Annotated in this window: 27 protein-coding genes; 25 read left to right on the top strand and 2 right to left on the bottom strand. The window is 71.7% G+C overall.

What is annotated here, in order from left to right; translation table 11 throughout:
* Positions 1-95: 95 nt before the first annotated feature.
* The 12 genes from BAW75_RS00095 (at position 96) to BAW75_RS00150 (ending at position 10,950) form a co-directional block, all read left to right on the top strand.
* Positions 96-761, top strand: coding sequence for an HAD-IA family hydrolase (locus tag BAW75_RS00095; protein ID WP_104112197.1), 666 nt, complete (start codon positions 96-98; stop codon positions 759-761).
* Between the two features lie 304 nt (positions 762-1,065).
* Positions 1,066-2,007, top strand: a complete 942-nt coding sequence (locus BAW75_RS00100; RefSeq protein ID WP_043322824.1) for an ABC transporter ATP-binding protein — start codon at positions 1,066-1,068, stop codon at positions 2,005-2,007.
* Positions 2,004-2,741: an ABC transporter permease gene (locus tag BAW75_RS00105; RefSeq protein WP_043322827.1), complete on the top strand. Its 738-nt coding sequence runs from the start codon at positions 2,004-2,006 to the stop codon at positions 2,739-2,741. Before BAW75_RS00100 ends, BAW75_RS00105 begins: the two co-directional genes overlap by 4 nt.
* A 254-nt stretch (positions 2,742-2,995) precedes the next feature.
* Entirely contained in the window at positions 2,996-3,238 is a 243-nt protein-coding gene (locus BAW75_RS00110) for a DUF5988 family protein (protein ID WP_104112198.1), read from the top strand.
* 20 nt (positions 3,239-3,258) lie between these two features.
* On the top strand, positions 3,259-3,639 hold the full coding sequence (locus BAW75_RS00115) for a VOC family protein (protein WP_104112199.1): 381 nt from the start codon (positions 3,259-3,261) through the stop codon (positions 3,637-3,639).
* A 460-nt stretch (positions 3,640-4,099) separates the two neighbouring features.
* Positions 4,100-4,663, top strand: coding sequence for a dihydrofolate reductase family protein (locus tag BAW75_RS00120; protein WP_064445438.1), 564 nt, complete (start codon positions 4,100-4,102; stop codon positions 4,661-4,663).
* A gap of 178 nt (positions 4,664-4,841) precedes the next feature.
* The gene (locus BAW75_RS00125) at positions 4,842-6,944 is read left to right on the top strand and encodes a hypothetical protein (protein ID WP_244205971.1); all 2,103 of its coding nucleotides are present in this window, start codon (positions 4,842-4,844) and stop codon (positions 6,942-6,944) included.
* 141 nt (positions 6,945-7,085) lie between these two features.
* A complete protein-coding gene (locus tag BAW75_RS00130; protein ID WP_420914971.1) occupies positions 7,086-8,207 on the top strand; it encodes an MGDG synthase family glycosyltransferase in 1,122 nt (373 codons plus the stop codon).
* 40 nt (positions 8,208-8,247) lie between these two features.
* Complete coding sequence (locus tag BAW75_RS00135) at positions 8,248-9,102, top strand: DMT family transporter (protein WP_146074778.1); 855 nt, start codon at positions 8,248-8,250, stop codon at positions 9,100-9,102.
* Positions 9,099-9,233 (top strand): hypothetical protein, encoded by a 135-nt coding sequence (locus tag BAW75_RS33180; RefSeq protein ID WP_255361247.1) that lies wholly within the window; start codon positions 9,099-9,101, stop codon positions 9,231-9,233. Before BAW75_RS00135 ends, BAW75_RS33180 begins: the two co-directional genes overlap by 4 nt.
* Before the next feature lie 45 nt (positions 9,234-9,278).
* On the top strand, positions 9,279-9,815 hold the full coding sequence (locus tag BAW75_RS00145; RefSeq protein WP_167435504.1) for a phosphatase PAP2 family protein: 537 nt from the start codon (positions 9,279-9,281) through the stop codon (positions 9,813-9,815).
* 748 nt (positions 9,816-10,563) lie between these two features.
* Positions 10,564-10,950, top strand: a complete 387-nt coding sequence (locus tag BAW75_RS00150) for a DUF7144 family membrane protein (RefSeq protein WP_146074779.1) — start codon at positions 10,564-10,566, stop codon at positions 10,948-10,950.
* 82 nt (positions 10,951-11,032) lie between these two features.
* Here BAW75_RS00150 and BAW75_RS00155 read toward each other — a convergent pair whose 3' ends face one another.
* Positions 11,033-12,670 carry a lipase family protein gene (locus BAW75_RS00155; RefSeq protein ID WP_244205972.1) on the bottom strand — a complete coding sequence of 546 codons (1,638 nt, stop codon included), beginning with the start codon at positions 12,668-12,670 and terminating at the stop codon, positions 11,033-11,035.
* Between the two features lie 754 nt (positions 12,671-13,424).
* Here BAW75_RS00155 and BAW75_RS00160 point away from each other — a divergent pair.
* From BAW75_RS00160 to BAW75_RS00185, 6 genes are read left to right on the top strand one after another with little or no spacing between them, the layout of a single operon-like run.
* Entirely contained in the window at positions 13,425-13,727 is a 303-nt protein-coding gene (locus BAW75_RS00160; protein ID WP_043322840.1) for an urease subunit gamma, read from the top strand.
* Positions 13,724-14,104, top strand: coding sequence for an urease subunit beta (locus tag BAW75_RS00165; protein WP_051610833.1), 381 nt, complete (start codon positions 13,724-13,726; stop codon positions 14,102-14,104). Before BAW75_RS00160 ends, BAW75_RS00165 begins: the two co-directional genes overlap by 4 nt.
* Positions 14,101-15,804, top strand: coding sequence for an urease subunit alpha (locus BAW75_RS00170; RefSeq protein WP_104112202.1), 1,704 nt, complete (start codon positions 14,101-14,103; stop codon positions 15,802-15,804). Before BAW75_RS00165 ends, BAW75_RS00170 begins: the two co-directional genes overlap by 4 nt.
* On the top strand, positions 15,804-16,493 hold the full coding sequence (locus BAW75_RS00175) for an urease accessory protein UreF (RefSeq protein ID WP_104112203.1): 690 nt from the start codon (positions 15,804-15,806) through the stop codon (positions 16,491-16,493). Before BAW75_RS00170 ends, BAW75_RS00175 begins: the two co-directional genes overlap by 1 nt.
* Positions 16,483-17,241, top strand: a complete 759-nt coding sequence (gene ureG / locus BAW75_RS00180) for an urease accessory protein UreG (RefSeq protein WP_208635141.1) — start codon at positions 16,483-16,485, stop codon at positions 17,239-17,241. Before BAW75_RS00175 ends, ureG begins: the two co-directional genes overlap by 11 nt.
* A complete protein-coding gene (locus BAW75_RS00185; RefSeq protein WP_064445444.1) occupies positions 17,241-17,978 on the top strand; it encodes an urease accessory protein UreD in 738 nt (245 codons plus the stop codon). Before ureG ends, BAW75_RS00185 begins: the two co-directional genes overlap by 1 nt.
* Here the strand turns inward: BAW75_RS00185 and BAW75_RS00190 are convergent.
* Positions 17,965-18,441: a MarR family winged helix-turn-helix transcriptional regulator gene (locus tag BAW75_RS00190; protein WP_064445445.1), complete on the bottom strand. Its 477-nt coding sequence runs from the start codon at positions 18,439-18,441 to the stop codon at positions 17,965-17,967. The genes BAW75_RS00185 and BAW75_RS00190 overlap by 14 nt on opposite strands.
* A 96-nt stretch (positions 18,442-18,537) precedes the next feature.
* On the opposite strand from BAW75_RS00190, the gene BAW75_RS00195 reads away from it, so the two are divergent.
* The 7 genes from BAW75_RS00195 (at position 18,538) to BAW75_RS00225 (ending at position 26,019) form a co-directional block, all read left to right on the top strand.
* Positions 18,538-19,620, top strand: coding sequence for a substrate-binding domain-containing protein (locus BAW75_RS00195; protein ID WP_043322855.1), 1,083 nt, complete (start codon positions 18,538-18,540; stop codon positions 19,618-19,620).
* Positions 19,621-20,024: 404 nt separating this feature from the next.
* Positions 20,025-21,269: an urea ABC transporter substrate-binding protein gene (urtA, locus tag BAW75_RS00200; RefSeq protein WP_104112205.1), complete on the top strand. Its 1,245-nt coding sequence runs from the start codon at positions 20,025-20,027 to the stop codon at positions 21,267-21,269.
* 65 nt (positions 21,270-21,334) lie between these two features.
* On the top strand, positions 21,335-22,222 hold the full coding sequence (urtB, locus tag BAW75_RS00205; RefSeq protein WP_104112206.1) for an urea ABC transporter permease subunit UrtB: 888 nt from the start codon (positions 21,335-21,337) through the stop codon (positions 22,220-22,222).
* A complete protein-coding gene (gene urtC, locus BAW75_RS00210) occupies positions 22,219-23,349 on the top strand; it encodes an urea ABC transporter permease subunit UrtC (RefSeq protein ID WP_104112207.1) in 1,131 nt (376 codons plus the stop codon). The genes urtB and urtC overlap by 4 nt, the downstream gene beginning before the upstream one ends.
* Positions 23,346-24,122, top strand: a complete 777-nt coding sequence (gene urtD / locus BAW75_RS00215; protein WP_104112208.1) for an urea ABC transporter ATP-binding protein UrtD — start codon at positions 23,346-23,348, stop codon at positions 24,120-24,122. The genes urtC and urtD overlap by 4 nt, the downstream gene beginning before the upstream one ends.
* Positions 24,119-24,814, top strand: coding sequence for an urea ABC transporter ATP-binding subunit UrtE (gene urtE, locus BAW75_RS00220; protein WP_244205973.1), 696 nt, complete (start codon positions 24,119-24,121; stop codon positions 24,812-24,814). Before urtD ends, urtE begins: the two co-directional genes overlap by 4 nt.
* A 182-nt stretch (positions 24,815-24,996) precedes the next feature.
* Positions 24,997-26,019, top strand: coding sequence for a lytic polysaccharide monooxygenase auxiliary activity family 9 protein (locus tag BAW75_RS00225; protein ID WP_104112209.1), 1,023 nt, complete (start codon positions 24,997-24,999; stop codon positions 26,017-26,019).
* Positions 26,020-26,059: the final 40 nt, after the last annotated feature.

The raw sequence follows: 26,059 nt of genomic DNA on the forward strand, positions 1-26,059 counted from the left end.
TGGGCCGGGAGAACGGTCCTGACCGTAGTCGGGGGTCTCCGCGGCCTGCCACCCCTACCGGCCGTGGCGGTCGTGCGGGCGGGGAGGTGACATCGATGGTCGCGAGGGCGACGGCGGCACCCGACGGTGTCCGGGCGGTGGTGTTCGACCTCGACGGGGTGCTGGTCGACAGCCTCGCCGTGGCCAGAGAGGCGTTCGCCCTCGCCTACGCCGAGGTGGTCGGCGACGGCCTGGCCCCGGTCGACGAGTACTGCCGCCACCCGGGCCGGTACCTGCCGGAGGTGCTGGAGCTGATGGGTCTGCCGGCGGCGCTCGCCGAGCCGTTCGTGCGGCAGAGCAACCGCCTTGCACACCGGGTCAGCCCGGTCGTCGGCGCGGCGGAGCTGCTGCGCACCCTGCGTCGGCGGGGGATCGGGCTCGCCGTGGCCACCGGCCGCAGCGGTGTACGCGCCCGGGACCTGCTCGGCCGGCTCGACCTGTTGCCGCTCGTCGACCACGTGGTGGGCTCGGACGAGGTGCCCCGCCCGAAGCCCGCGCCCGATATCGTACGGCGGGCGCTGCACCTGCTCGGGGCCCGGCCGGAGGAGGCGCTGATGGTCGGCGACGCGCCCAGCGACCTGGCCAGCGCGCGGGCGGCCGGGGTGGCGGCGGTGGCCGCGCTGTGGGGCGAGTCCGACGAGGAGACGCTGCGCGCGGCCGGCCCGGACGTCGTTCTGACCCGGCTCGACGAGCTGCTGCCGCTCTGCCCGGCACGGCGGTGACGAGCCACACCGGATCCGTGGGCGGGAAGCCGCCCGGAGCCGCCGCCCGCCCGGACGGGACGCCCGGACACCTGGCGTGACCGGGCGACACCCCTGTCGCCGGGCGGTACCCCTGTGGAGGATGGTTTCCCGCCTCGACACCCCCGATTCGTCACCTGATCAGTTGATCGGGGCATCGGTTGCGCGGATGATGTCGGGCGTCGGTCGGCCCGGCTCCGGCCCGTTGCCGCGGACCGACGCCGCGATCAGCCGAGTGGTCCGCCCTTCCCGGCGGCAAACCGCACATGAAGGAGGACCATCCCGGATGCCGGTCATCGAGGTCGATCATCTGCAGAAGCGGTACGGCGAGAAGGTCGCGGTCGACGACGTTTCCTTCACCGTCGAGCAGGGCGAGATCTTCGGCGTCCTCGGCCCGAACGGCGCCGGCAAGACGACCACTGTGGAATGCGTGCAGGGGTTGCGCCGTCCCGACGGCGGGACCGTCCGGGTGTTCGGGCTGGACCCGGTGCGCGACCGCACCGAGGTGCGCCAGCGCGTCGGCGCCCAGCTCCAGGAGAGCCAGCTGCCGGACAAGGTGCGGGTGCGGGAGGCGCTGGACCTGTACCGGTCCTTCTACCGCAACCGGGCCGACATCGACGAGCTGCTGACCGACCTCGGCCTGGCCGAGCAGCGCAACACCTACTTCCAGAAGCTCTCCGGCGGGCAGAAGCAGCGGCTGTCGGTGGCCCTGGCGCTGGTGGGCAGGCCGGAGATCGCCATCCTCGACGAGCTGACCACGGGCCTCGACCCGCAGGGCCGCCGGGACACCTGGGATCTCGTCGAGCGGATTCGCGACCGCGGCGTCACCGTCGTGCTGGTCACCCACTTCATGGAGGAGGCGCAACGACTCTGTGACCGGATCGCGATCATCGACAAGGGGCGGATGGTGGCCATCGACAGCCCCGCTGGCCTGCTCGCCCGGGTCGGCAGCGAGCACCGGGTGCACTTCCGCCCGGCGGAGCCGGTCGAGGACGCCCTGCTGCTCGCCGCGCCCGACGTGACCGGGGTCAGCCGCTACGGGGCGGAGGTGACGGTGACCGGCACGAAGGACGTGCTCCAGTCGGTCCTGGCAGTGCTCAACGGGCGCGGGACGACCTACACGGACCTGCGGGTCGAGCAGCCCACCCTCGACGACGCCTTCGTCGCCCTGACCGGCCGCGGCGGCCGGGCCGCCGCGCAGTCCCCGACCGACGGGAGGTCGTCGTGAGCGCCCTGTCCAAGCTGATCGCCGTCGAGACGAAGCTGTTCCTCCGGGAGCCCGTGTCGTTGTTCTTCGTCTTCGCCCTGCCGATCGGCCTGATGCTCGTCTTCGGCCTGCCGCAGCGTGCCGGTACCGCCGCCGACACCGGCCAGCACGCCGAGCAGACGTTCCTGCCGTCGCTCGCGCTGGCTCTCACCATCGGCATGCTCGCGCTCTTCACCCTGCCGATGGCGCTGGGCATCTACCGGGAACGCCGGATCCTGCGCCGTCTGGCGACCACCCCGGTGCAGCCCGCGCTGCTGCTGGTCGCCCAGGTCGTGGTCAACCTCGTGATGGGCGTGCTCGGTGCGGTGGTCACCTCGATCGCCGTGCGGTTCCTGCTGGACCAGCCGGCGCCGGCCAACCTGCCCGGGTTCGTACTGGCCTTCCTCCTCGGGGTCGCGTGCCTGTTCGCCGTCGGCCTGCTGATCGCGGCGCTGGCGCCGTCGGCCCGGGCGGCACAGTCGATCGGCCCCGCGCTGTTCTTCCCGCTGCTCTTCCTGGCCGGCGCCTGGCTGCCCCGCGACCGGATGCCGGGTGCCCTGGCGGCCGTGGCGGACTACTCGCCGCTCGGCGCGACCGTCGACACCATCGGCGCGGCGTGGGCGGGGGCCGACCCCGAGCTGCCGCAGCTGATCGCCCTGGCCGTCACGGCCGCCGTCGCCGCCCTGGGGGCGACGCGGTTCTTCCGCTGGGAGTGAGCCCGCCTCCCGACCGGGCTGGTCCGCCGGCATCGTCGCTGCCCAGGGCCGTTTCTAGGGGTGCGCTAAGGGTGCTCACGAAATGTGATCTGCACTACGTTCGGAGCTGAACGGGTGGCCGCTCACCGGACAAGGACGTTCGACCGCGGAGCGTCCGTTCACCCGGCAACGGGTGTCGTTGGACCTGTGTGGACCGAACCGCGTCGCCCCTGCGGCGGCTCGTGGGGTGTGCGGAATGCGACGGAGGTCGTGCCATGAAGGACGTTTCGCAAGCTGATCCGGTCGCCCGGGACGCCGCCGGCGTCATCGATGTCGTCCTGGAGGGCGGCCCGGCCGGCCTGCCGGCCGATCTGCGCAGCCGGCGGGTGTCCAGGGCCGAGAAGAAGATCAAGATCCTGTACTACGGCGGGTACGAGCACTTCGAGCGGGGCGCCGCCGCCGCGACGGTCGAGCCGGTGGTCTTCCGCTGGACCGGCCGGACCCGGATCGCCGAGTAGCGAAGGGACGCAGCAGTCTCATGCGGGCACAGGACCAGCGGACGGGACCGCACCTGACGGTCAGCGACACGAGCGAGGCGATCGCCTTCTACACGGACGTCTTCGACGCCGTGGCCATCCAACGGGAGTGCCTGCTCGACGGGCATGTCGTGCACGCGGAACTGGCCGTCGGCGGTCATCGCCTGATCGTGAGCGAGTGGTGGGAGGCGGGCGACCCGTCGGTGGCCGCAGACCGTGACGAGGTGTTGACCATCGAGCGGACGGACCCCGAGTCGGTGCTGCGGCGGGCGGTGGCCGCGGGCGCCCATGTCGAGCCGCCGGCTGCCCCGTCGCACCAGGTCACGTTGCGCGACCCCGCGGGCCTCTGCTGGACCGTCGTCGGCCCGCAGCGGGCGGGGTAGGGCGAGTCCCGGCGGACCCGGGACAGGCCGCGGGAACCCGTGCGTACGGCGCGGGTTCCCGCGGCCTGTCCGGCGGGACGTCGCCGGAGTCCGCGCGGTGCGTGGCGCCTGGGCGCTCCTCCGGTCTCCTGGTCAGCCGCGCGGCGGTCCCGCCGACAGTCCGGCTTCCGCCGTCAGGTCCTGAGTCGTACGCGGGCCGCCGGCGGGGGCGACGATCACCTGATCGTCTGCCGGGCCGACGGTTCCCTCAGCGCCTCCGCCACCAGCGTACGCAGCCGCCCGGCGGTCGCCCCGGCCGGCACACGCGGCGGTGGGCGTGCACCGTTCGCTGTTGGTGTCGGCCGGAGGTGTCGGATCTGGGCAGGGGTGTTCGTAGTCAATGAGCGGGGCAGCCCACGAGGCTGCTGGGTGATGCGCCCGTGCGTCCAGGCTGTTGCGGTTGACCATCGAGAGGTAAGGCATGGCCAAGCTGATCTATGTGAACAACGTGTCGCTCGACGGCTACATGGAGGACGAACGCGGCGCGTTCGCCTGGTTGCCGATGGACGACGAGGTGTTCGTCGTCTACACCGATCTCCTGCGGTCCGTGGGCACGTTCCTCTACGGACGGCGGCTGTACGAGGCGATGGCCGTCTGGGAAACCGACGCCGCTCTGGCCGCGCAGTCCGACCTCATGGCCGACTTCGCAAGCGCCTGGCAGGCAGCGGGAAAGGTCGTGTACTCCACGACCCTCGCCGCGGTGTCGACCGCCGACACCCGGCTCGAACGCCGCTTCGACCCCGCCGCGGTACGCGAACTGAAGGCCACGGCCGGCAGCGATCTCACCGTTGGAGGTGCAAACCTCGCGGCGCAGGCTCTTGAGGCCGGGCTGGTCGACGAGTGCCAGCTGTTCGTCTGGCCCGTGGTCGTCGGCGGGGGTAAGCCGGGCCTGCCGACCGGCATGCGCGTCGACCTCGAACTCCTCGACGAGCGCCGATTCCGAAACGGCGTCGTACACCTCCGCTACCGCCCTGTCGGGCAGTGAACGACGGCCCGTCCGATCGCCTGCGCTTGCGTGAAGGTGGGGCGCTGACGGCTGATCCGACCGGATGAGGTCGACCATCACCCACTCCGGTGAACGCATCCCGGGCGCGGCTCAATCCCCGCTCTCGGTGTTCGGTGTTCGGCAGCGGCACCGTGGCAGCTTCTGTGACGCTGTCCTGGTGAGCGCGCCCGGTGACGAGGCTGTCGAGCTGCGTGTTCACGGGGTCTCCGGCGCGTCGGCGGAGACCATCGTCGATCATCCGATCGTGGTGCGGACGGCGTCCATGCTGCTGCTGTTGCCGTTCATGCTGGGCAACCTCGCGGTCTGGCTGCGCCCCACCCTGGCGGACCGGTTCGGCCTGCTCGGCGGGTTGTGTCGCCTGCTCGCCGGGTCGCTGACCGTGGCGTTCACGCTCGCGCTGGTCGGGGTGAGCATGAACCTGCCCGGCTGGCAGTGCGTGCCGTACGTGGAGTGCCGGCAGGGGCGGCCGTACCTGTCCTGGCTGGCGGCGTTGCCGATGGGCCCGCGCCTGGCGGTGCTGGCATTGGTGCCGCTGCTGGCGTTGCGGGTGTTCTGGGCCGTCGGCGCGCGCTCGGCGCGTGCCTTCGAAGGCTTCGAGGCCACCCCGCCACACGAGCGGCTGCTGGAGTCGACCGGGAGCCTAGCCGCACCGGGGATCTGGCACGACGAGCGGATGACGTCGTGGCTGCGTCAGATCCATGTCGGGCTGGGCGCCGGCACTGTTTACGTCAGCCTGGTCGTCGCGGTGTCACACGATCGGTGGAACGGCGTAGCCGTCGCGCTGCTCGGCCTCACCGGCGGACTCGTGCTGTTCTGCGCGGCGCTGCTGCTGGTGACAGTGAGCGTGAGGTGGGCCGGCCCGCTGCGACGCCTGCTGTGGATCCTCGTCGCGGTGGCCACCGTGTCGAGTCTCGGATACGCCGTGTCCCGACGGGAGGTGCCGGTGGTGGTCGGGCAGATGCCCGGCTACGAGGGCGCGGCCGCCGGCTTGGTCACCGCGCAGGGACTGCTGCTGGTCCTGATCGCCGCGGTGACGCTGGCGCGGCAGCGCACCCGGCCGGCCGGCTCGCGCGCGCTGCTGCGCGGACTCGGCACGCCGCTGGTGGCGGCGATGTCGGTCACGGTCACCTCCGCCTACACCACCACGTTGGTGTTCCGCACCGCCGACCATCTCGACCGGGGCCGCATCCCCGACCCGATCCGGCCCAGCCCACCTGCGCTGGGCCCACTGGAACCACCGGTGGCGTACTGGTGGGCCGCGCTCGCCGGGCTGGCCGCGTTGCTTGTCGTCACCGCGGCGATTGCCCTCACCCTGCCCGCCGCCCGGCGCCGTCGTCGGGCGTACGCGCGACGCGTGGTCGAGCGGGACTACCCCGACGCGCCCGCTTCGGCGGCGCCGCGGCTGGCCGCGGTCCGCGACACGGTCGCCCGCTCCTTCGTCACCGAGGAACTCGGGCCGACCCTGGTCGCGTTCTTCGTGGTCTCCTCACTCGGGCTCGCCACCGTGGCGCTCGACCTCGTCGGGATCGGCCCCACACAACTCGCCGCCCGCCTCAATCGGCGCCACGACGTGCTCGCCGTGCTCACCGCATATGTCACCGACATCGGTATCTGGATCATCAGCCTCATCGTCGTCGGACTGCTGATCCTGGCCTACCGCGCGTACCGGTCGCCGGAGACCCGCCGGCTCGTCGGCGTGTTGTGGGATCTGGGCACGTTCTGGCCCCGGACGGTGCACCCGTTCGCACCGCCCTGCTACGCGGCGCGGGCCGTGCCCGAACTGACGCGGCGGGTCTGCGCACTGGCCGCGCATGGGCCCGTGGTGATCTCCGGGCACAGCCACGGCTCGGTACTGGCCGCCGCCACCGTCCTGCACCTGCCATCCGAGACTCTGCCACGGATCGCGTTGCTGACCCACGGCAGCCCCCTGTACCGGATCTATGCCCGCCTCTACCCGGCCTACCTCGGCGAACGGGTGCTGTGCGAGCTCGGTGAGCGGATCGACTGGCGGTGGCGCAACCTGTGGCGTGATACCGACCCGATCGGCGCGCCGATCTTCGACCATCCCGACCTCACGCCTGGCGTACCTCGGGAGGCCGCAACTGTCGACGTGCGGCTGCGCGATCCCCGCGGTGTCACCGTGGAGCCGACGGACACCGTTCCGCCCGCGGTGGAACGCCACTGGCCGTATCACACGCAACCGGAGTACCAGGACGCTGTCAGGCTCCTCGTCGGGAGGATCCGTGGCCGTGCGCCGTAGGTGGTGAGGTCAGGTTCGGGGCGCGGCCTGGACGACCACGGGGGGAGTCGCCCAGGCCGCGTCGGTGGTCAGGTGTGACGACGGTGACAGCGGGTACCCGCGCCCGTGAACAACGGGTGGCGGGAGCATCCTCATGCCCGGATCCCTCCCGGAACGTGGCCTGCACCGGATCGCCGGTGTGGCGGCGGAGGGATCGTCGTGGTGTCGGCCGACATCGGCGCGGGCCACGACGCTGCCGCCGCTGAACTGGCTGCCCGGCTCGCCCTCGACGGCGTCGAGGTGCACCACCTCAACTTCTTCACGTCCCTGCCCAAGCCCCTGCACGGGATGATCCGCGAAGGTTACCGGTCGCTGTTGCGCTGGTGCCCGCTCAGCTACGACGCCTTGTTCACGATCACCGACCGTTCGCCACCGCTGGTGGCTATGATCAGGTCCGCCTTACGGTCGGCCCGCCGGCGGATGCTGATGCAAATGCCGCCGGACACCCGCCTGGTCGTGTCGACGTTCCCGTTCGCCAACCAGGTCCTCGGCCCGCTGCGCCACAGCGGGAGGCTGAGCACACCGGTCGTCACCTATGTCACCGACTTCGTCATCCACCCGACCTGGATGGCGACCGGCGTCGACACCTACTGCGTGATCCACGAGGCCACCCAGCAGCAAGCCGCTGTTCGTGGCGCACCGGACGTCCGACTCGTCGACCCGCTTGTACCCGCCCGCTACCGGCCACCGACGGATGCCACCAGACGCGCCGCCCGCGCCCAGTTCACGCTGCCCGAAAAGGGAAGACTAGCGCTCATCGTCGCCGGGTCCTGGGGTGCCGGCGACGTGGCCCGTACCGCCAGGGAGGTGCTGGCCGCCGGCTGTGTCACACCGGTGGTGGTATGCGGACGAAACGACAGCCTGCGCCGGCGCCTGGCCGGCTTTCCCGGGCACGTCATGGGCTGGGTCGACGACATGCCCACCCTCATGCAGGCGGTGGACCTGATCGTGGAGAACGCTGGTGGCCTCACCTGCCAGCAGGCACTGGCCGCGGGTCTGCCCACCATCACCTATCGCCCGCTTCCCGGCCACGGCCGAGCCAATGCGCAGGTGCTCGCCGGCGCAGGCCTGACCACCTACGTCCGAAACCCCGCCGACCTGTGCCAGGAGTTGACCCGCACAGCGGCTTCCGCCCTGCCGGCGTTCACCAGCGCCGACGACATGGCCGCGATCGTGTCCGCGACCCTACGGTCCGGGGCCGGAGTGGATGGGAACCCGCGGTGACGTCCCGGCGCTCACCCGCGGACCGCTCCTGCACCCAGCCATGATCTTTTACGCGCTGGCCGGGGCCTTCAGCTTCGCGCTGTCCGCCGCGCTGCATCAGCGCGCCGCGGCCCAGCAGCCGCGCTTCGCAGCGCTCGACCCGCGGCTGTTGCTGCGGCTGTTCCGCAACCGCCTGTGGCTTTCCGGCTGGATCCCGGACACGGCCGGAGTCGTCTTCCAGGTGCTCGCGTTGCGTTCCGGCGCGCTCGCGGTCGTGCAACCCATCATGGCCAGCGGGCTGTTCATGGCAGTGCTGATCGAGGCCGTCATCGCCGGCCAGCGCGTCGCGCGCCGGGACCTGCTCGCGGTTGCGGTGGGGGTGGTGGGCCTGACCGCGTTCCTGCTTCTCGCCGACGTCCGCGCCGGCGTGACCCGCCCTGCGCCGACGGCCTGGACGGTCGCCATGAGCTGCGCGGTGGCGGCCATTACGGCCTGCGTCCTGGCCGCGCGCCGCCGCCATGGCGCCGCGCGGGGCCGGGCGCTGGGCGTGGCCAGCGGCGTCGCGTACAGCTTCGCGGCGGCGCTGGTCAAGGACCTCGCCGGCGGCTCCCCGGGCTCCCTGCTGTCCGCCGTGGTCAGCTGGCGATCCGCGGCGCTGATAGTGGCCGTCGCCATCGGGCTGATCCTGAATCAGGCCGCCTTCCAGCACGGTCGCCTCGCCGCACCCCTGACAGCTCTCACGCTCACCGACCCCGTCGTCAGCGTTCTCGTCGCCATCACCGTCTTCCGGGAAACACTCTCCGACGAGCCCATCCGTATCGTCGGCCTTGTCCTGGCGGCCGTCACGGTCGGCGGCGGCGTGTGGCTCGCTGCTTCCGCCTGCTCGGCGGGATCGGTCGAACACCGCCGACGGTGACCGTCACCCTTCCCGGTGCCTTCGTGGGCGTGCTGCTCGGCGTCGGCACACCCGTCGAGGCGGTCGCCGTCGCGGTGACCATCGAACTGGTCGCCGACGGGCTGCTTCGCCGGCCGGAACGCCGCGGATAACCCGATCTCCCCGAGGTCCCGCCACCGAGTCGGCAGGATGACATGGTGAACTACCGCCTGTTCGAACTCATCAACGATCACGCCGGACGCATCGACGGTATCGACGACGTCATGGAGTTCGCCGCGACCAGGCTGCTGTATCTGATCTTCGCAGTCACCGCATTGCTTGCCGTGGTGACACTGCGCCGCCGACGAACACGCCCGGTCGTCGAGCTCGGCGCCGCCCTGGTCCTCGCCTTTGCCGCAGCCACCGTCCTGGCGCATTCGAACAGTCAGCAGCGCCCGTTCCAGAGTCATCACGTGCACCAGCTGATCCCTCACGGTGCGGGAGTTTCGCTGCCCAGCGACCACGCCACCGCCGCGTTCGCGCTGGCGTTCGGCGCTTACGCCTTCCTGAGCCGCCGGTGGGGCGTGGTACTGGCCGGAGCGGCGCTTGTCGTCGGGGTCGCCCGCGTCTGGGTCGGCGTGCACTACCCAGGCGACATCCTCGCCGCGGCAGTCATCGCCGGCCTCGCCGTCGTGGCCGTCAGCCTGGCGGGCCACCGCCGGCGTCGACTCGGCGCACCGAGTCGACGAACATAGCGGGGCACCAGTCAGCCGGACCCTGGCTCCGATCATCACATTCACGAGGCGCCACCGCGTGAAGCCTTCGGTAACGACGAGGCCGTCACCCGTGATGACCGGCGTATGTCCCAGGACGTGCCTCATGCCGGGCTGCCGCGAGGCAGACCATGCGTTGGGCGCTCTGCTTGTGACGCCCCTGCCATGGCCGTCGCCCCCGTAGGCGAGGTGCGGGGGCGGTGGCTGTGCCTCGGGGAGCGGGCTGCCCGTTGGGCCCTACGAGGCGTCCGCTTGGCCTGGGCGGTCAGGGGACCCAGCAGACGGAGGTTGCCGTGGGCCGGGACGCCGGGGTCGGTGGCGCAGAGGAACAGCGTCTGGTCCGGGGTGCCCGGCATGGCGCCTCGTCAGCATGCTCGGTCCGACCGCCGGGTGGCTCATCCGCTTGATGCCGTGCCCGCGCTCGTACACGTGGTGCCTGTTGCGGCAGGTACCGGACTGCGGATTCCTGATCGGCAGCTCGCTGACGAGCTGGTTGTTCGGGTGCACGGGTCGCCCTGCACGCCTGCACGGCCGGTGCATGTGGTCACGCACCGACCGTTCTCGGCCCGCCGGAGGTCACCCGCAGCGGTGACGCTCCCGCTTCGGTGTCTGGGATCGGCTCGTTTCGGCAAAGATCGGAGGGCGGGGCAGGCGCAGCAAGGGCCCGAATGGGTGTCTGCCCGCCACATCGACGCTCCGCCAGCAGGGGCGAGTTCCTACGGAGGGTGTGGTGGCCGACGGGAACGCAAGCGACAGGGGCCTACGGCTGGCGGCTGTCCTGCTGGGCCTGGCCGGGATCTTCGACGCGGTAGCTGGTGCGGCCGACCTGAGCGGCACCCGCTACGTCTCGGTTGCTGACGGTGCCGTGCACGAGCACGACCTTACCGGCTGGGCTTGGCTGCATCTGGCCGTCGGGGTGTTCACGGCGCTGGCCGGAGCCCTCGGACCGCTCCGCCGCCGTTGGTCGACGTCCCTGGCTCTGGCCGCGGTGGTGATCTTCGTCGGGCTCCACCTGTTCTTCCTCACCTATCACCCGATCCGCACGGTGCTGGTGCTCGGACTGGCACTGGCTGCCGCCCGCTTACTGATCATCAATCGATCTCGCGCTGTGGCTTGAGAGCGTCCGGGCGACGGTACCCGCACGCCTTGGCAAGGCGAGCGGCCGGCTCCGCGGTGGGCCGGCGACCAACGAGGACGGATCAGTCGGTTGGCCGACACACCTTCCCCGTGAAGGCGGGATCGGGTTGCCGGAACGCGGACCAGGCCGGGTTGGCCGCGATGGGCAGGGGCGGGGCCTGCCAGGCGGCGCCGAGACGTTGCAGGAGTGGGTACTCCTCGCGTTCCTGCTGGATCGGTTCGCCGGAGAGGAAGGTCAGGAGCCGGTCTTCGACCAGGCTGCGGTTGAGAAGACCCCCGTGTACGCCGGGCATCTGGAAGACGGGGATCCCGCTGTAGTCGCCGGGTGGCGCCTCTGCGGCCGTGGTGGTGGGAATGAAGGCGACCATCCGGATCCCGGGCACCGGACACATGAGTTGGTTACGGTAGAACGGCGCGTCGTCGACCAGGGAGCGGATGAACGGTTCGTCGGGCCCGGCATGCGGGCCACCGAACAGACGCATCACGCCGAACACGATTCGAAGCTGCGATCCCGTCGCCACGCCCCAGCCGTGGTTCTCGCGCGGGGGCGGGTAGTAGGCGCGACCCGCGTTGATCAGGGGACTGAACATGGCCAGCGTGTCGACGGCGGGGTGCGCTCGCTGCTGAAGGTAGGTTCGGGCGACGATCGCGCCTTCGCTTTCCCCGATCAGGGCGATCGGCCGGCCGGTGCGCTGGTGTAGTCGTCGCACCTGTGCGTCGAGGAGTCCCACGCTGTCCGCCACCGAGATCGTGGTGTCGTGCGGCCGGTAGGGCAGGGGTGTGCCGTCCCGGCTCAACCCCCGGTAGGAGAACCTCTCGACACGATTGTCGAGAGGTTGCTCGCCCCCGTACGACGACCCGTAACCTGCGAGGACGATGACTGCCTGCGGCACGTCGGGCGGCAGCGGGTGGTCGAGGACCACCGCCTCGGCCCGCAGGCTCTTGTCCGGCACGGCATCCACCATCGGCGGGATGAGCAACGGCACCGCAAGGGCGAGAACCGCCGCGACGGGAGTCGCCGGCACCCTCACCCACCGTGTCGATGGATTGATCAGCGCGGTACGGACCGTCCGGTTCCACAGCAGCCCGTTGACCACCCCGGCCACGGCGGCCACCGGCACCGACCACCAGCCCGGCAGACTCCAGCACAACGCGCCGGCCACGGTCAGCACCACGAAGTTGAGCATCGACCATCCCACCAGCGAGATCGACGGCAGGCCTCGCCACCACGGCCCCACCACGGCTGCCCGTTGCAGGAATGGCGCCAGCAGGAACAACGGCACCAGGGAGGCCAGCAGGACCCAGGACAGCGCCACCACCGACGCGGCCACCGAGATCAAGGCCCACGGGGCGACGAAGACCGCCACCAACGCGGCGAGCCCGACATTCCGTTTCAACAGCCACCGCGCCGGTGGCCGAGGCACCTCAGCCGGCCATGCCAACATCACCAGCAGCGTGTGGAAGAGCCCTCGGGCCACCACCAGCAAACTGAGCCAGAACACGAACGACGGCCACGAGTCGTGATAGACATACAGCCACCGCAGGTCGTGGTAGGTGTCGTACGGCCACACCGCCGCCGCCTGCGGCGCGAGGCCCCGCGCCGCGACGAAACCCAGCGAGACCAAGACGACGGCCTCGACCGTCGGAGACACCGCGGTCAGCAGCAGCAGGCCCACCAGTCTGCGGTCCGCGACCAGCACGCTGCCTCCCTTGCCGTTGCCTCTGCATGAAGATTTCCGCACACCACGCCCAAAGGGCGGCGTATCCCGCAAGCCCGTACCCGATAGGAACAGCACCGCCGCGCCTGCCGGGATGGCCGGACCGCGAAGGTCGCGTTGCTGGCGCCGCCGGCTGCCCTTCTGGGAGCGGGTTCGGACCCTTGTCAGCGAGTCGACATCCGCGCACCGCGCCGGCTACCCACCACCGGGCGGGCCCTCACCCTCCGGAAACCTGTCCGACATCGACGCCGCCGGCCGCGGCGGCTGCACCTGCGTCCTCGACGTAGGGACGAAGTTCGGCGACGCATCGCGGCAGCGCGTTCGAGCACCGCCTGCCGTCGGATCTCCTCGTCTTCGCACCACAGTTGCAGGAATACCCGACGACGGCTTCCCCGACGTGCGCCCGCGTCAGCTCGCGAATGGGGTACTGCGGGCGTCCCTGGCGTGCCATCCGACCCGGACACCGGCAGGGCTCGATCCCTCACACCGAGCACACTGTTGCCCCCGCCGGTGGCGATCCTCTACGGTCTGCTCAAGCGGTGGGCGGTGCGGTCCGCATCCGACCGACACCGCCGGGTGCCCGTCGAGCGGGCCGGGATGGTGGAGTCCCGGGCCACCCGTAGGCGGCGTCGCGGCGGTCGTGTGACTCCAGCTCGTACTCCGGGTGGTCCTGCCCGGCGCGGCTCCACGCGGAGCCGACGGCGAGCGGGCCACGCCGACCCCACCGGAGAATCCCGTGTTCCTCAGCCCGCACGAGCAGGACCGCCTGCTCGTCCACGTCGCGGCCGACGTCGCTCGCCGCCGCCGCGAGCGCGGCCTGCGACTCAACTATCCCGAAGCCGTCGCGATCATCACCGCTTTCCTTCTCGAAGGGGCCCGTGACGGACGGTCGGTGGTCGACCTCATGTCGGCCGGCCGGAGCGTGCTCGGCCGCGAGGACGTCCAGGACGGCATCCCCGAGCTGCTGAGGGAGGTGCAGGTGGAGGCGACGTTCCCGGACGGTACCAAGCTCGTGACGGTGCACCACCCGATCCCGTGATCCCCGGGGAGATCCTGCCGGCGGCCGGCCCGGTCGAGATCAACGTGGGCCGGCCGGTGACCACTCTGGTCGTGGTCAACACGGCCGACCGTCCGGTGCAGGTCGGCTCGCACTACCACTTCGCCGAGGCCAACCCGGCCCTGATGTTCGATCGGGCGCTCGCCTGGGGTCAGCGTCTCGCCGTTGCGGCGGGCACCTCGGTCCGGTTCGAGCCGGGCGTGAGCCGCACCGTCGAGCTGGTTCCGCTCGGCGGCGCACGCGTCGTGCCCGGCCTGCGCGGCGAGTGCGCCGGGCCGCTGGACGAAGCGCCACCGGCCGCGCCGGGAACAGACGCGCCGACGAGCGGGGCGCCGACGACCGACGGGCCGACGCGGTGACCGCCCTGCGGCGGGACCGCTACATCGATTTGTACGGGCCGACCACCGGCGACCGCATCCGGCTGGCCGACACGAGCCTCCTGATCGAGGTGGAGACCGACCACTGCGCAGGCGGCGACGAGGCGGTCTTCGGCGGCGGGAAGGTGATCCGCGAGTCGATGGGCCAGTCGCGGGCGACCCGTGCCGAGGGCGCCCTCGACACCGTCATCACCGGCGCGGTGGTGCTCGACCACTGGGGGGTGGTCAAGGCCGACGTGGGTCTGCGCGACGGGCGGATCGTGGCGCTGGGCCGGGCCGGCAACCCGGACACCATGCCCGGCGTCCACCCCGAGCTGGTCATCGGCCCGGCCACCGAGGTCATCGCCGGGAACGGCCGGATCCTCACGGCCGGCGCCGTCGACACGCACGTGCACTTCATCTGCCCGGAGATCGTCACCGAGGCGCTCGCCGGCGGCATCACCACACTCGTCGGCGGCGGCACCGGCCCCGCCGAGGGCACCCGGGCCACCACTGTCACCCCGAACGCCTGGCACCTGGCCCGCATGCACGAGGCGCTGGACACGCTGCCGGTCAACGTGCTGCTGCTCGGCAAGGGCAACACCGTCTCACCGGAGGCGCTGTGGGAGCAGTTGCGCGCCGGCGCGGGCGGTTTCAAGCTGCACGAGGACTGGGGCACCACACCGGCGGCGATCGACGCCTGCCTGCGGGTGGCGGACGCCTCCGGGGTGCAGGTCTCCATTCACACCGACACCCTCAACGAGGCCGGTTTCGTGGCCGACACGCTGCGGGCGATCGCCGGCCGGGCCATCCACTCGTACCACACCGAGGGCGCGGGAGGCGGGCACGCGCCGGACATCATCACAGTGGCCGGCGAGCCGAACGTGCTGCCGTCGTCGACCAACCCGACCCGGCCGTACACCGCCAACACCCTGGCCGAGCACCTGGACATGCTGATGGTCTGCCACCATCTCAACCCGTCCGTGCCGGAGGACCTGGCCTTCGCCGAGAGCCGCATCCGGCCGTCCACCATGGCCGCCGAGGACCTGCTGCACGACCTCGGCGCGATCTCCATCATCGGCTCCGACTCGCAGGCGATGGGCCGGGTGGGCGAGGTGATCCTGCGAACCTGGCAGAGCGCGCACGTCATGAAGGAGCGGGTCGGCGCGCTACCCGGCGACGGCGCGGCCGACAACCACCGGGCCCGCCGGTACGTGGCGAAGTACACCATCTGCGCGGCGATGGCGAACGGGCTGGACCGGGAGATCGGCTCGGTCGAGCCGGGCAAGCTGGCCGACCTGGTGCTGTGGGATCCGGCGTTCTTCGGCGTACGACCGCACCTGGTGCTCAAGGGCGGCATGATCTCGTACGCCCAGATGGGTGACGCCAACGCGTCCATCCCGACGCCGCAGCCGGTGCTGCCACGCCCGATGTTCGGGGCATACGGCGCCGCGGCGGCTGCGACCAGCCTGGCGTTCGTCGCGCCGGCCGCCCTCGACGCCGGGCTGCGCCTGGACGTGCGGCGGCGGGTGGTGCCCGTCGCGGACGTGCGCTCGCGGGGCAAGGCCGACCTGCCGGAGAACGACGCGATGCCCCGGATCGAGGTGGACCCGGACACGTTCACCGTGCGGATCGACGGTCAGGTGGTGGAGCCGGACCCGGTGACACGCCTGCCGATGGCCCAGCGGTACTTCCTGTTCTGATGACGACGTCGAGCCTGCTCCTGCTGGTGGCCGACGGTCGCTTCCCGGCCGGCGCGCACGCCCACTCCGGCGGCCTGGAGGCGGCCGTCGCCGCCGGCCGGGTCACCGACCTGGCCACGTTGGAGGCGTTCCTGGCCGGCCGGCTGGCCACCGCCGGGCTGGTCGGTGCGGCGTTCGCAGCGGCGGCGCACCGGGCGGTGACGTCGGGTTCCGCCGTACGCGGGTCCACGCTGGCGTTGCTCGACGCGGAGCTGGACGCCCGGACGGCGGCGCCGGCGCTGCGTACGGTGTCCCGCCGCCAGGGACGGGCCCTGCTGCGCGCGGGCCGGGCCATCTGGCCGGAGGCGTCCTTCGACGACCTGCCCGCCACACCCGGCGGAGCGCACCAGCCGTTGGTGCTCGGGCTGCTCTGCGCCGCCGCGGGCCTGAGCCGCGCAGAGACCGCCACCGTCGCCGTCCACGGGACGGTGACCGGTGCGGCCAGTGCGGCGGTACGCCTGCTCGGCCTCGACCCGTACCGGGTCCAGGCCCTGCTTGTGGGTCTCGCCGGCCGGTGTGACGGCATCGCCGCGGCGGCGGCCCGGGCCGCCGACGACCCACCCGAGCGGCCGGCCGCGGCGGCCGCCCCGCTTGCCGACATCCATGCCGAAGCTCATGCCACCTGGGAGGTGCGTCTCTTTGCGTCCTGACACCGTTGCGCCCGAGGCCGACCGGAATCCTGCCCCGCACGACGAGACCGTTCCGCACACCCACCCCGAGCCGGGGGTGGACCCGCATCCGCCGCTGGCCCAAGCCGGCCGGGCGCTGCGCGTCGGCATCGGCGGGCCGGTCGGGTCCGGCAAGACCGCCCTGGTGGCGGCCCTGTGCCGGGCGTTCGCCGGGGAGCTGCGACTCGGCGTGGTCACAAACGACATCTACACGACCGAGGACGCCGACTTCCTCAAGCGGGCCGGTGTGCTGGACCCGGCCCGGATCCGCGCCGTGGAGACCGGTTGCTGCCCGCACACCGCCATCCGGGACGACATCGGGGCCAACCTCGACGCCGTGGACGAGCTGGCCGAGGCGGTCGGCCCGCTGGACCTGGTGCTCATCGAGAGCGGCGGGGACAACCTGACCGCCACGTTCAGCAGAGGGCTGGTGGACCGGCAGATATTCGTGGTCGACGTGGCCGGCGGGGACAAGGTGCCGCGCAAGGGCGGACCCGGGGTGACGTCCGCCGACCTGCTCGTGATCAACAAGACCGACCTGGCCCCCATGGTGGGCGCGGACCTGGCCGTCATGGACCGGGACGCGCGGGCCCGGCGCGGCGACCTGCCGACCGTGTTCCTGTCGATCGTCGGCGACCCGGCGGCGGGACGGGTCGCCGACTGGATCCGCCACGAACTGGCCCACCACGCGGCTCTGCACCCGGTCGCCGCGCGGGGCGGCCCGGCCTGATGCGCGCGTACGCCCGGCTGGTGGCCCGGGCCGACGGCCGGGGCGGCACGGTCCTCGCCGAGCTGCGCGGTGAGACACCGCTGCTGCTGCGGCAGACGCCCGGGCGCGGTCGGGCCGTGACGGTGTACGTGGTCGGCGGGGCGGCCGGCCCGCTCGCCGGCGACGACCTGCGGCTGGAGATCGACGTGGGACCGGGGGCGGCGGTGCGGCTGCACACCGTCGCCGCCTCGGTCGCCCTGCCCGGCCGGCCCGGCGTCGTGTCGCGGATGGTGGTGCGTGCCGTGGTGCGCGACGGCGGCGCGCTGCACTGGCTGCCCGAGCAACTGGTCGCCGCGGCCGGCTGCGCCCACCTCGCCGAGTCCCGGGTCGAGGTGGCCGCCGGGGCGAGGCTGACGTGGCGCGACGAGGTGATCTGCGGCCGGTACGGCGAGGCGCCGGGCAGCGCGGTCGTGCACACCCGGGTCGACTACGACGGCCGTCCGTTGCTGCGCCAGTCGCTTGCCGTGGGACCGGGCGCGCCCGGCTGGGCCGGCCCCGCGGTGCTCGGCGGCGCGCCGGCCACCGGGTCACTGCTGGTGGTGGACCCGTCGCTGCCCCACGAGTCCGCGACGGTCGAGGGCACCGTCGCCCGGCTGCCCCTGGCGGGCGGTCCGGCGACACTGTGGACCGCCACCGCTGCCGACGCGCACACGCTGCGCGCCCACCTCGAAGGCGAGCCGCTGCTCACCGAGGTGTAGTGAGGCGAAGGCCGGCCGTCTCAGCGTCATCGCGCCGAGCCGCCGGGTCGAGGCGGGCGATCAGGTCGGCGAGGTGGTCGAGCAGGGCGGTGTCGGCCGGTACGCCCGCCTCGGCGAGGCTGGTGCGGACCCGCTCGTCGAGGCGGGCGTGCTCGCGGCGGCCTCGGGCGGTCAGGTGGGCCCGGATGCGTCGCCGGTCCAGCGGGTCGATCCGCCGGAACACCAGGTTCCGGTCGACGAGCTGGTCGACCAGCTTGGTGAGGGTCCCCGGCGGCAACGACGCCTCGGCGGACACTTCGCTCATCGGATGGCCCTGCCCGTCGGCGAGCAGGCAGAGCACCCGCCACGCCTCGGTGGTCAGGTCGTCGTCGGCCAGCACGGCGGCCAACCGGCGGGAGAGCAGCCGTTCGGCGCGGGTGAGCGAGCGCAGCAGATCGGCTGGCGCCCCGGGCACGTCTGACATGGAACTCCCTGGGCCGGTGGCCCTGCCATGGTAGCGACTCGTCCCGCTCCATGGAGAGCTATGGTTTTCCCACGTCGGCCGGGCAATCATGGGCTCATGTCCGCGCCGGCCCCGCCGTGGCTCACAGTCGATCGGGCCGTGGTCAGCATCGCGCTGGTGTACCCGATGCGCGGGCCGGCGGGAATGTTCGGCCCGACCTGCGAACTCTGCGCCCAGCTCGCGGTCGAGGAGATCAACGCCGGTGGCGGGGTGCTGGGCCGCGAGGTGCGGCTGGTGCCGGTCGACGGTGGCGCACCGCCGGCCGAGGTGGCCGCCCAGGTGGAGGCGCTGGTGTCGGTGGGCGCCGTGCAGGGCGTGACCGGCTGGCACATCTCCTCGGTGCGGCAGGCGCTCGCGCCCCGGGTCGCGCACCGCGTGCCGTACGTCTACACCGCCCTGTACGAGGGCGGTGAACGTACCGAAGGGGTCTATCTGACCAGCGAGACGCCGGACGCCCAGCTGTGGCCCGCGATGCGGCTGCTCGCGGGGGAGCAGGGCGCGCGCCGCTGGTTCGTGGTCGGCAACGACTACGTGTGGCCCCGGCGCACCGCGCGGGCGGCCCAGCGGTACGCGCTGCGCGGCGGTGGTCGCGTGGTGGGGCAGGCGTTCCTGCCGTTGGAGACACACGACTTCGACGACGTGTTGCGCCGGATCGAGCGCAGCGAGGCCGACGCGGTGGTGATGCTGCTCGTCGGCGCGGACGCGGTGCGGTTCAACCGGGCGTTCGCGCGTGCCGCGATGGACCAGCGCTGCCTGCGGCTGAGTACCCTGATGGACGAGAACATGCTGCTGGCCAGCGGGGCGGGCGCGACGCGGCGGCTCTACAGCACGGCGGGCTTCTTCGCCGGCCTCGTGACGCCGGAGAACCTCGACTTCCACGGCGAGTTCGCCCGCCGGTTCGGGGTGGAGGCGCCGCCGCTGGGCAGCCTGGGGGAGTCCTGCTACGAGGGCGTGATGCTGCTCGCCGCGCTGATCGGGCAGGCCCGCACCCTCGACGTGCGGGCGATCGAGACGGCTGCCGACACGGTGGCGTACCACGGGCCGCGCGGCCGGCTGCAGCTGCGTCGACGGCACGTGCGCCAGCGGATCTACCTCGCCGAGGCAGACGGTCTCGACTTCACAGTGCTCGCCCAGCTCTGACCGCCCGGTACCGGCCCTTGACACGTCCACCCGGCCCGGCCCTAAGATACTTCCTGCGTGAAGTATCTACCCCAGGGGTGGATACCGCGAATGTCTGTCCACCGTCGGCGGAATCTGTCCGCCGACCATTGTGGTGGCGCAATTCTTCACCGAATTCATCACGGCTGGCACCGCCTCGCACGGGGCGGTGTCAGCCGTTGCGGCGTGCGTTCTCTCCGGGTTTCCGGGAAACAGTCAATTAAGGACCGGGAAACGTCCGCGCAATCATGCCGGTCAACGCTTTGCGTGCCCATAGCCGATGCGATGACCACAGGCGACGTCCACCCGTCGACCCCGGCATCGCCAACTCCACCGGACCGCACCGACCGTCCTTTCGCTACTTGAGCGCACCGCAGGGAGATTAGATGTCACTTCTTTGGGGCCGCCGCATCCTGGCGGGGGCCATGATCCTCGTCGCCGCGGTCGCCGTGACCGCGTGCGGCAGCAAGACCAGTGACGAGGGCGGCGCGGCCGGCGTCACCGCCGACGTCTCCGGCGACACCGTCAAGGTGGGCCTGCTCAACTCGCTCTCCGGCACCATGGCGATCAGCGAGGTCACCGTCCGCGACTCCATCATGCTCGCCGTCGAGGAGATCAATGCGGCCGGCGGCGTCCTCGGCAAGAAGATCCAGCCGATCGGGGAGGACGGCGCCTCGGACTGGCCCACCTTCGCGGAGAAGGCCGAGAAGCTGATCTCCGAGGACCGGGTCGCGGCCGTTTTCGGGTGCTGGACGTCGGCCAGCCGCAAGGCGGTCAAGCCGGTGTTCGAGAAGAACAAGGCGCTGCTGTTCTACCCGGTGCAGTACGAGGGCCTGGAACAGTCGCCCTACATCTTCTACACGGGCGCGACGACAAACCAGCAGATCGTCCCCGGGCTCGACTACCTCAAGGCCCAGGGAACGAAATCGGTCTACCTGGTCGGCAGCGACTACGTCTTCCCGCGAACGGCGAACAAAATCATCAAGGCGTACGCGGCGGCGAACGGCATGACTGTGGTCGGTGAGGATTACGCGCCGCTCGGGTCCACCGAATTCGGCACGATCGTCAACAAGGTCAGGTCGTCCGGCGCGAAGGCGGTCTTCAACACCCTCAACGGCGACAGCAACGTGGCGTTCTTCAAGGAGTACAAGTCGGCCGGGCTCACCGCCGCCGCGATGCCTGTGGTGTCGGTGTCCATCGCCGAGGAGGAGGTCAAGAGCATCGGCACCCAGTACCTGGAGGGTCAGCTGACCGCCTGGAACTACTACCAGACCACGCCCGGCGCGGCGAACGGCAAGTTCGTGGCCGCGTACAAGGCGAAGTACGGCGCGGACAAGCCGACGAGCGACCCGATGGAGGCCGCCTACGTCAGCGTCTACCTGTGGAAGGCGATGGTCGAGAAGGCCGGCGCGTTCGACGTGGAGAAGGTCCGTGGCGCCTCCGACGGCATCACCTTCGAGGCGCCGGAGGGCCTGGTCACCGTCGACGGCAAGACCCAGCACATCGCCAAGACCGCCCGCATCGGCAAGGTCGGCGCGGACGGCCTGATCACCGAGGTGTGGAACTCCGGCAAGCCGATCGCGCCGGACCCGTACCTGAAGACCTATCCGTGGGCGAGCGGCCTGAGCTGACGACGCCGGCCCCGGGCGGGGTGGCCCCGCCCGGGGCTTCGACCAGCAGTACGGGAGTACCCACCGTGACAGTCCTCTTCGGTCAACTCTTCACCGGCATCAGCATCGGCGCGGTGCTGCTGCTCATCGCGCTCGGGCTGGCGCTGACCTTCGGCCAGATGAACGTCATCAACATGGCGCACGGCGAGTTCATCATGGCCGGCGCGTACACCACGTACGTGCTGCAACAGAGCATCACCGGCGCCGGCCTGTCGCTGCTGGTCGCGCTGCCGGTGGCGTTCGTGGTCGCCGGCACGATGGGGGTGCTGCTGGAGATCCTGCTGATCCGCCGGCTCTACGCCCGTCCGCTGGACACCCTGCTGGTCACCTGGGGCGTGTCCCTGATGCTGCAACAGCTCGCCCGGGACGTCTTCGGCAGTCCGAACGTGCAGACCCGCGCGCCGGACCTGCTCACCGGCAACGTGGCCCTGCCCGGCGGGCTGACGGTCGCCAACAACCGGCTGTTCATCCTGGCCCTGGCCCTGGCCGCCGTCGCCGCCCTCACGCTGGCGCTGCGGTTCACCCCGCTCGGGCGCCGGATCCGCGCGGTCGTGCAGAACCGCGACCTCGCCGCGGTGTCCGGCATCCCCACCGCGCGGGTCGACCGGACGACCTTCTTTCTCGGCTCGGGCCTGGCCGGGCTCGCCGGGGTGGCGCTCACCCTTCTCGGCCCGATCGGCCCGACCATGGGCACCAACCTGATCATCGACGCCTTCCTGGTCGTCGTGGTCGGCGGGATCGGTCAGCTCAAGGGCAGCGTGATCGTCGCCTTCGCCCTCGGGGTCCTCCAGGCCACCGGGGAGTACCTCACGACCCTCAGCGTCGCCAAGGTGATCGTCTTCGTGGCGATCGTCGCGTTCCTCCAGTGGCGGCCACAGGGCCTGTTCACCCTGCGGACCAGGAGCCTCGCATGACCGCCGTGACACCCGCGCCGCCGAGCACCGCCGGCGCACCGGCCCCGGCCGACGTCGCGCCTGGGAGCCGGCCCGGTGGCCGGTCCCGGCTGCGCCCGGCCGCGGGGTTCGCGTTCGGCGCGGCGCTGCTGTTCGCCGTCGCGCCGCTGGCGCTGTCGGACTTCCGGCTGGCCCTGCTCGCCAAATACCTGTGCGTCGCCATGGTGGCCGTCGGCATCGGCATCGCCTGGGGGCGCGGCGGCATGCTCACCCTCGGCCAGGGCGTCTTCTTCGGCCTGGGCGGCTACGCGATGGCCATGCACCTCAAGCTCGCCGACGCGGGTCCCGGTGGGATGCCCGACTTCATGCAGCTGTACGGGCAGCTCGACGAACTACCGGTCTGGTGGCGGCCGTTCGCCAGCCCGTGGTTCGCGCTGCCGGCCACGGTTCTGCTGCCGATGGCCGTCGCGTTCGGGCTCGGCTCCCTGGTGTTCCGCCGCCGGGTGCGGGGCGCGTACTTCGCCATCCTCAGCCAGGCGCTCGCCGCCGCCATGGTGATCCTGTTGATCGGCCAGCAGGGGACCACCGGCGGCACCAACGGGCTCACCGACATCCAGGGCTTCTTCGGTTACGACCTGGACGACCCGGTCAACCAGCGGATGGTCTACTTCATCATCGCCGGCGTCCTGCTCGCGCTGCTCGCGCTGGCCCGCCAGATCGTCCACAGCCGCTACGGGGAACTGCTGGTGGCGGTGCGGGACAGCGAGGAGCGGGTCCGCTTCCTCGGCTACGACCCGGCGTCGGTCAAGCTCGTCGCCTACGTGGTGGCGGCGGGTATGGCGGGCCTCGCCGGCGCGCTGTTCGTGCCGGCGGTGGGCATCATCTCGCCCGCCCTCATCGGCATCGTCCCGTCGATCGAGTTCGTCATCGGTGTGGCGGTGGGCGGCCGGGCCACGCTGCTCGGGCCGGTGCTCGGCGCGGTGGCGGTGGCCTGGGCGCGTACCGCCCTCTCCGAACGTTTCCCGGGCACCTGGACGTACCTGCAGGGTCTGCTCTTCGTGGTGGTGGTGGCGTTCCTTCCCGGCGGCCTGGCGTCGCTGTGGGCGCTGGCCCGCCGCCGCGCCGAGCGGGCGGAGGTGCACCAGTGAGCGACGACCGGCTGGACGGGCTGTCCGTCCGTGACGTGCGGGTCAGCTTCGACGGCTTCACCGCCGTCGACGGCGTCTCGCTGGAGGTGCCCGCCGGTGACATCCGGTTCCTGATCGGGCCGAACGGCGCCGGCAAGACCACCCTGGTCGACGCGATCACCGGTCTGGTGCGGGCCACCGGCTCGGTGCGCTTCGGCGACCAGGAGCTGCTGGGTCGCCCGGTGCACCGGATCAGCCGGCTCGGCGTCGGCCGGACGTTCCAGACGTCGACGGTCTTCGAGGAGCTGTCGGTCGTGCAGAACCTCGACATCGCCGCGGGCGCCCGCCGGAGCTGGGCCACCCTGGCCCGGTGCCGTCGGGGGATCCCCGACGAGGTGGCCGCCGCGCTGGAGACCATCGGGCTGGCCGGCCGGGCCGACCAGCTCGCCGGCACGCTCGCGCACGGCCAGAAGCAGTGGCTGGAGATCGGCATGCTGCTGGTGCAGGACGCGCGGCTGCTGCTGCTCGACGAGCCGGTCGCCGGGATGAGCCACGAGGAGCGCGACGCCACGGGCGCCCTGCTGGAGACGGTGAGCCGGGATCGCACGGTGGTGGTGATCGAGCACGACATGGACTTCCTGCGCCGTTTCGCGCGCAGCGTCACCGTGCTGCACGCGGGGAGGGTGCTCAGCGAGGGCACGGTTGCGCAGGTCCAGGCGGACCCGCGCGTGCAGGAGGTCTACCTCGGCCACCCGGTCGACGCCGGTTCGGTCCCCAGTCCTCTGGAGGCATGATGCTGACCCTGCGTGGGGTGCACGCCGGATACGGGCGTTCCCGGGTGCTGCACGGCGTGGACCTCGCCGTCCCGCCCGACGGGGTGGCCGCGGTGCTCGGGCACAACGGCGCCGGCAAGAGCACCCTGCTGCGGGTCGCGGCGGGCCTGCTGCGCCCGAGCGCCGGCACCGTCGAGCTGGACGGCGAGGACGTCACCCGTCTCGCGCCGCACGAGCGGGTGGCGCGTGGCATGGCGTACGTCCCGCAGGGCCAGCAGTGCTTCCCGCACCTGACGGCGGCGGAGAACCTGCGCCTCGTCGCCGACGCCCGGCGCGACGGCGCGGTGGCGACGGCGGAGGCGCTGGATCTGTTCCCGGCGCTGCGTCCGCTGCTGCGGCGGCGGGCCGGGCTCCTCTCCGGCGGCCAGCGTCAGCAACTCGCCATCGCCCGCGCGTTGATCACCCGGCCCCGGCTGCTCATGCTCGACGAGCCGACCGAGGGCATCCAGCCGTCGGTGGTCGCCGAGATCCAGGAGCGGATCGTCGAGCTGACCCGGCAGTCCGGCTTCAGCGTGCTGCTCGTCGAGCAGCATCTCGGGTTCGCGCTGCGGGTGGCGAACCGCTATCACGTCCTCGAATCCGGCCGGGTCACCTCGCACGGCGACGGGGGAGTGACGGCGGAGCGGGAGGTACGGGCGGCTCTCGCGGTCTGATCCGGGACGGGTCCGATTTACATTGACGGTGGTCTTTACTAAGATCGTGGCTGGGAGTCGCCAAGCGCTGCTGGGCAGCAGTGCCGTCCACCTGGTGGGCGGCTTGAATCGATCGGCGTCACCTTCTCCGGGGTGGGCACCCAGCGAGGGCCACTGGGCGTCGGCGCATCCACTGGAGCATCATGAAAATCTCACGGACAGCACGCCGTCTGGGACTGGCCGCGGCCGCAGTTCTCGTCGCCTCGTTCACGATGGTCGTGGTCAACCAGGCCGGTCCGGCCTCGGCGCACGGATCGGTCACCAACCCGCCGTCACGCAACTACGGATGTTACGAGCGCTGGGGTTCCGACCACCTCAACCCCACGATGGCCCAGACCGACCCGATGTGCTGGCAGGCGTGGCAGGCCAACCCGAACACCATGTGGAACTGGAACGGCCTGTACCGCGAGAACGTCGGCGGCAACCACCAGGCCGCCGTGCCGGACGGGCAGCTGTGCAGCGGTGGTCGCACCCAGAACGGCCTGTACGCCTCGCTCGACGCGGTCGGCGCGTGGACCGCGAAGTCGATGCCGAACAACTTCACGCTGACGCTGACCGACGGCGCCAAGCACGGTGCCGACTACATGTTGATCTACATCACCAAGCAGGGTTTCGACCCGACCACCCAGCCCCTCACCTGGAACAGCCTCGAACTGGTGCTGCGCACCGGCAGCTACCCGACCACCGGGCTCTACGAGGCGCAGGTGAACGCGGGCAACCGCACCGGGCGGCACGTCGTCTACACCATCTGGCAGGCGTCCCACCTCGACCAGCCGTACTACCTCTGCAGTGACGTGATCTTCGGCGGCGGCAACAACCCGCCGCCGACGACCCCGCCGCCGACCACGGCGCCGCCGGCCGGCAGCGGCGCCTGCACCGCCACCTACCGCAAGACCAGCGAGTGGTCCGGTGGCTTCGGCGCCGATGTCACCGTCCAGGCCGGCAACGCCGCCATCTCCGGATGGACTGTGGCGTGGACCTGGCCCAACGGCCAGAGCATCACCAACGCCTGGAACGCGACGGTCACCTCCAGCGGCTCGTCGGTCTCCGCGTCGAACGTCGCCTACAACGGTTCCCTGAGCGCCAACGCCAGTACCAGCTTCGGCTTCAACGCCTCCTGGAACGGCACCAACTCCGCACCCACCCTCACCTGCACCGCCCGGTAACAGCGTCTGCGGTGGGGTGGCGCGGCACGCGCCACCCCAC

The organism is Micromonospora chalcea, assembly GCF_002926165.1.
GTDB lineage: Bacteria > Actinomycetota > Actinomycetes > Mycobacteriales > Micromonosporaceae > Micromonospora > Micromonospora chalcea.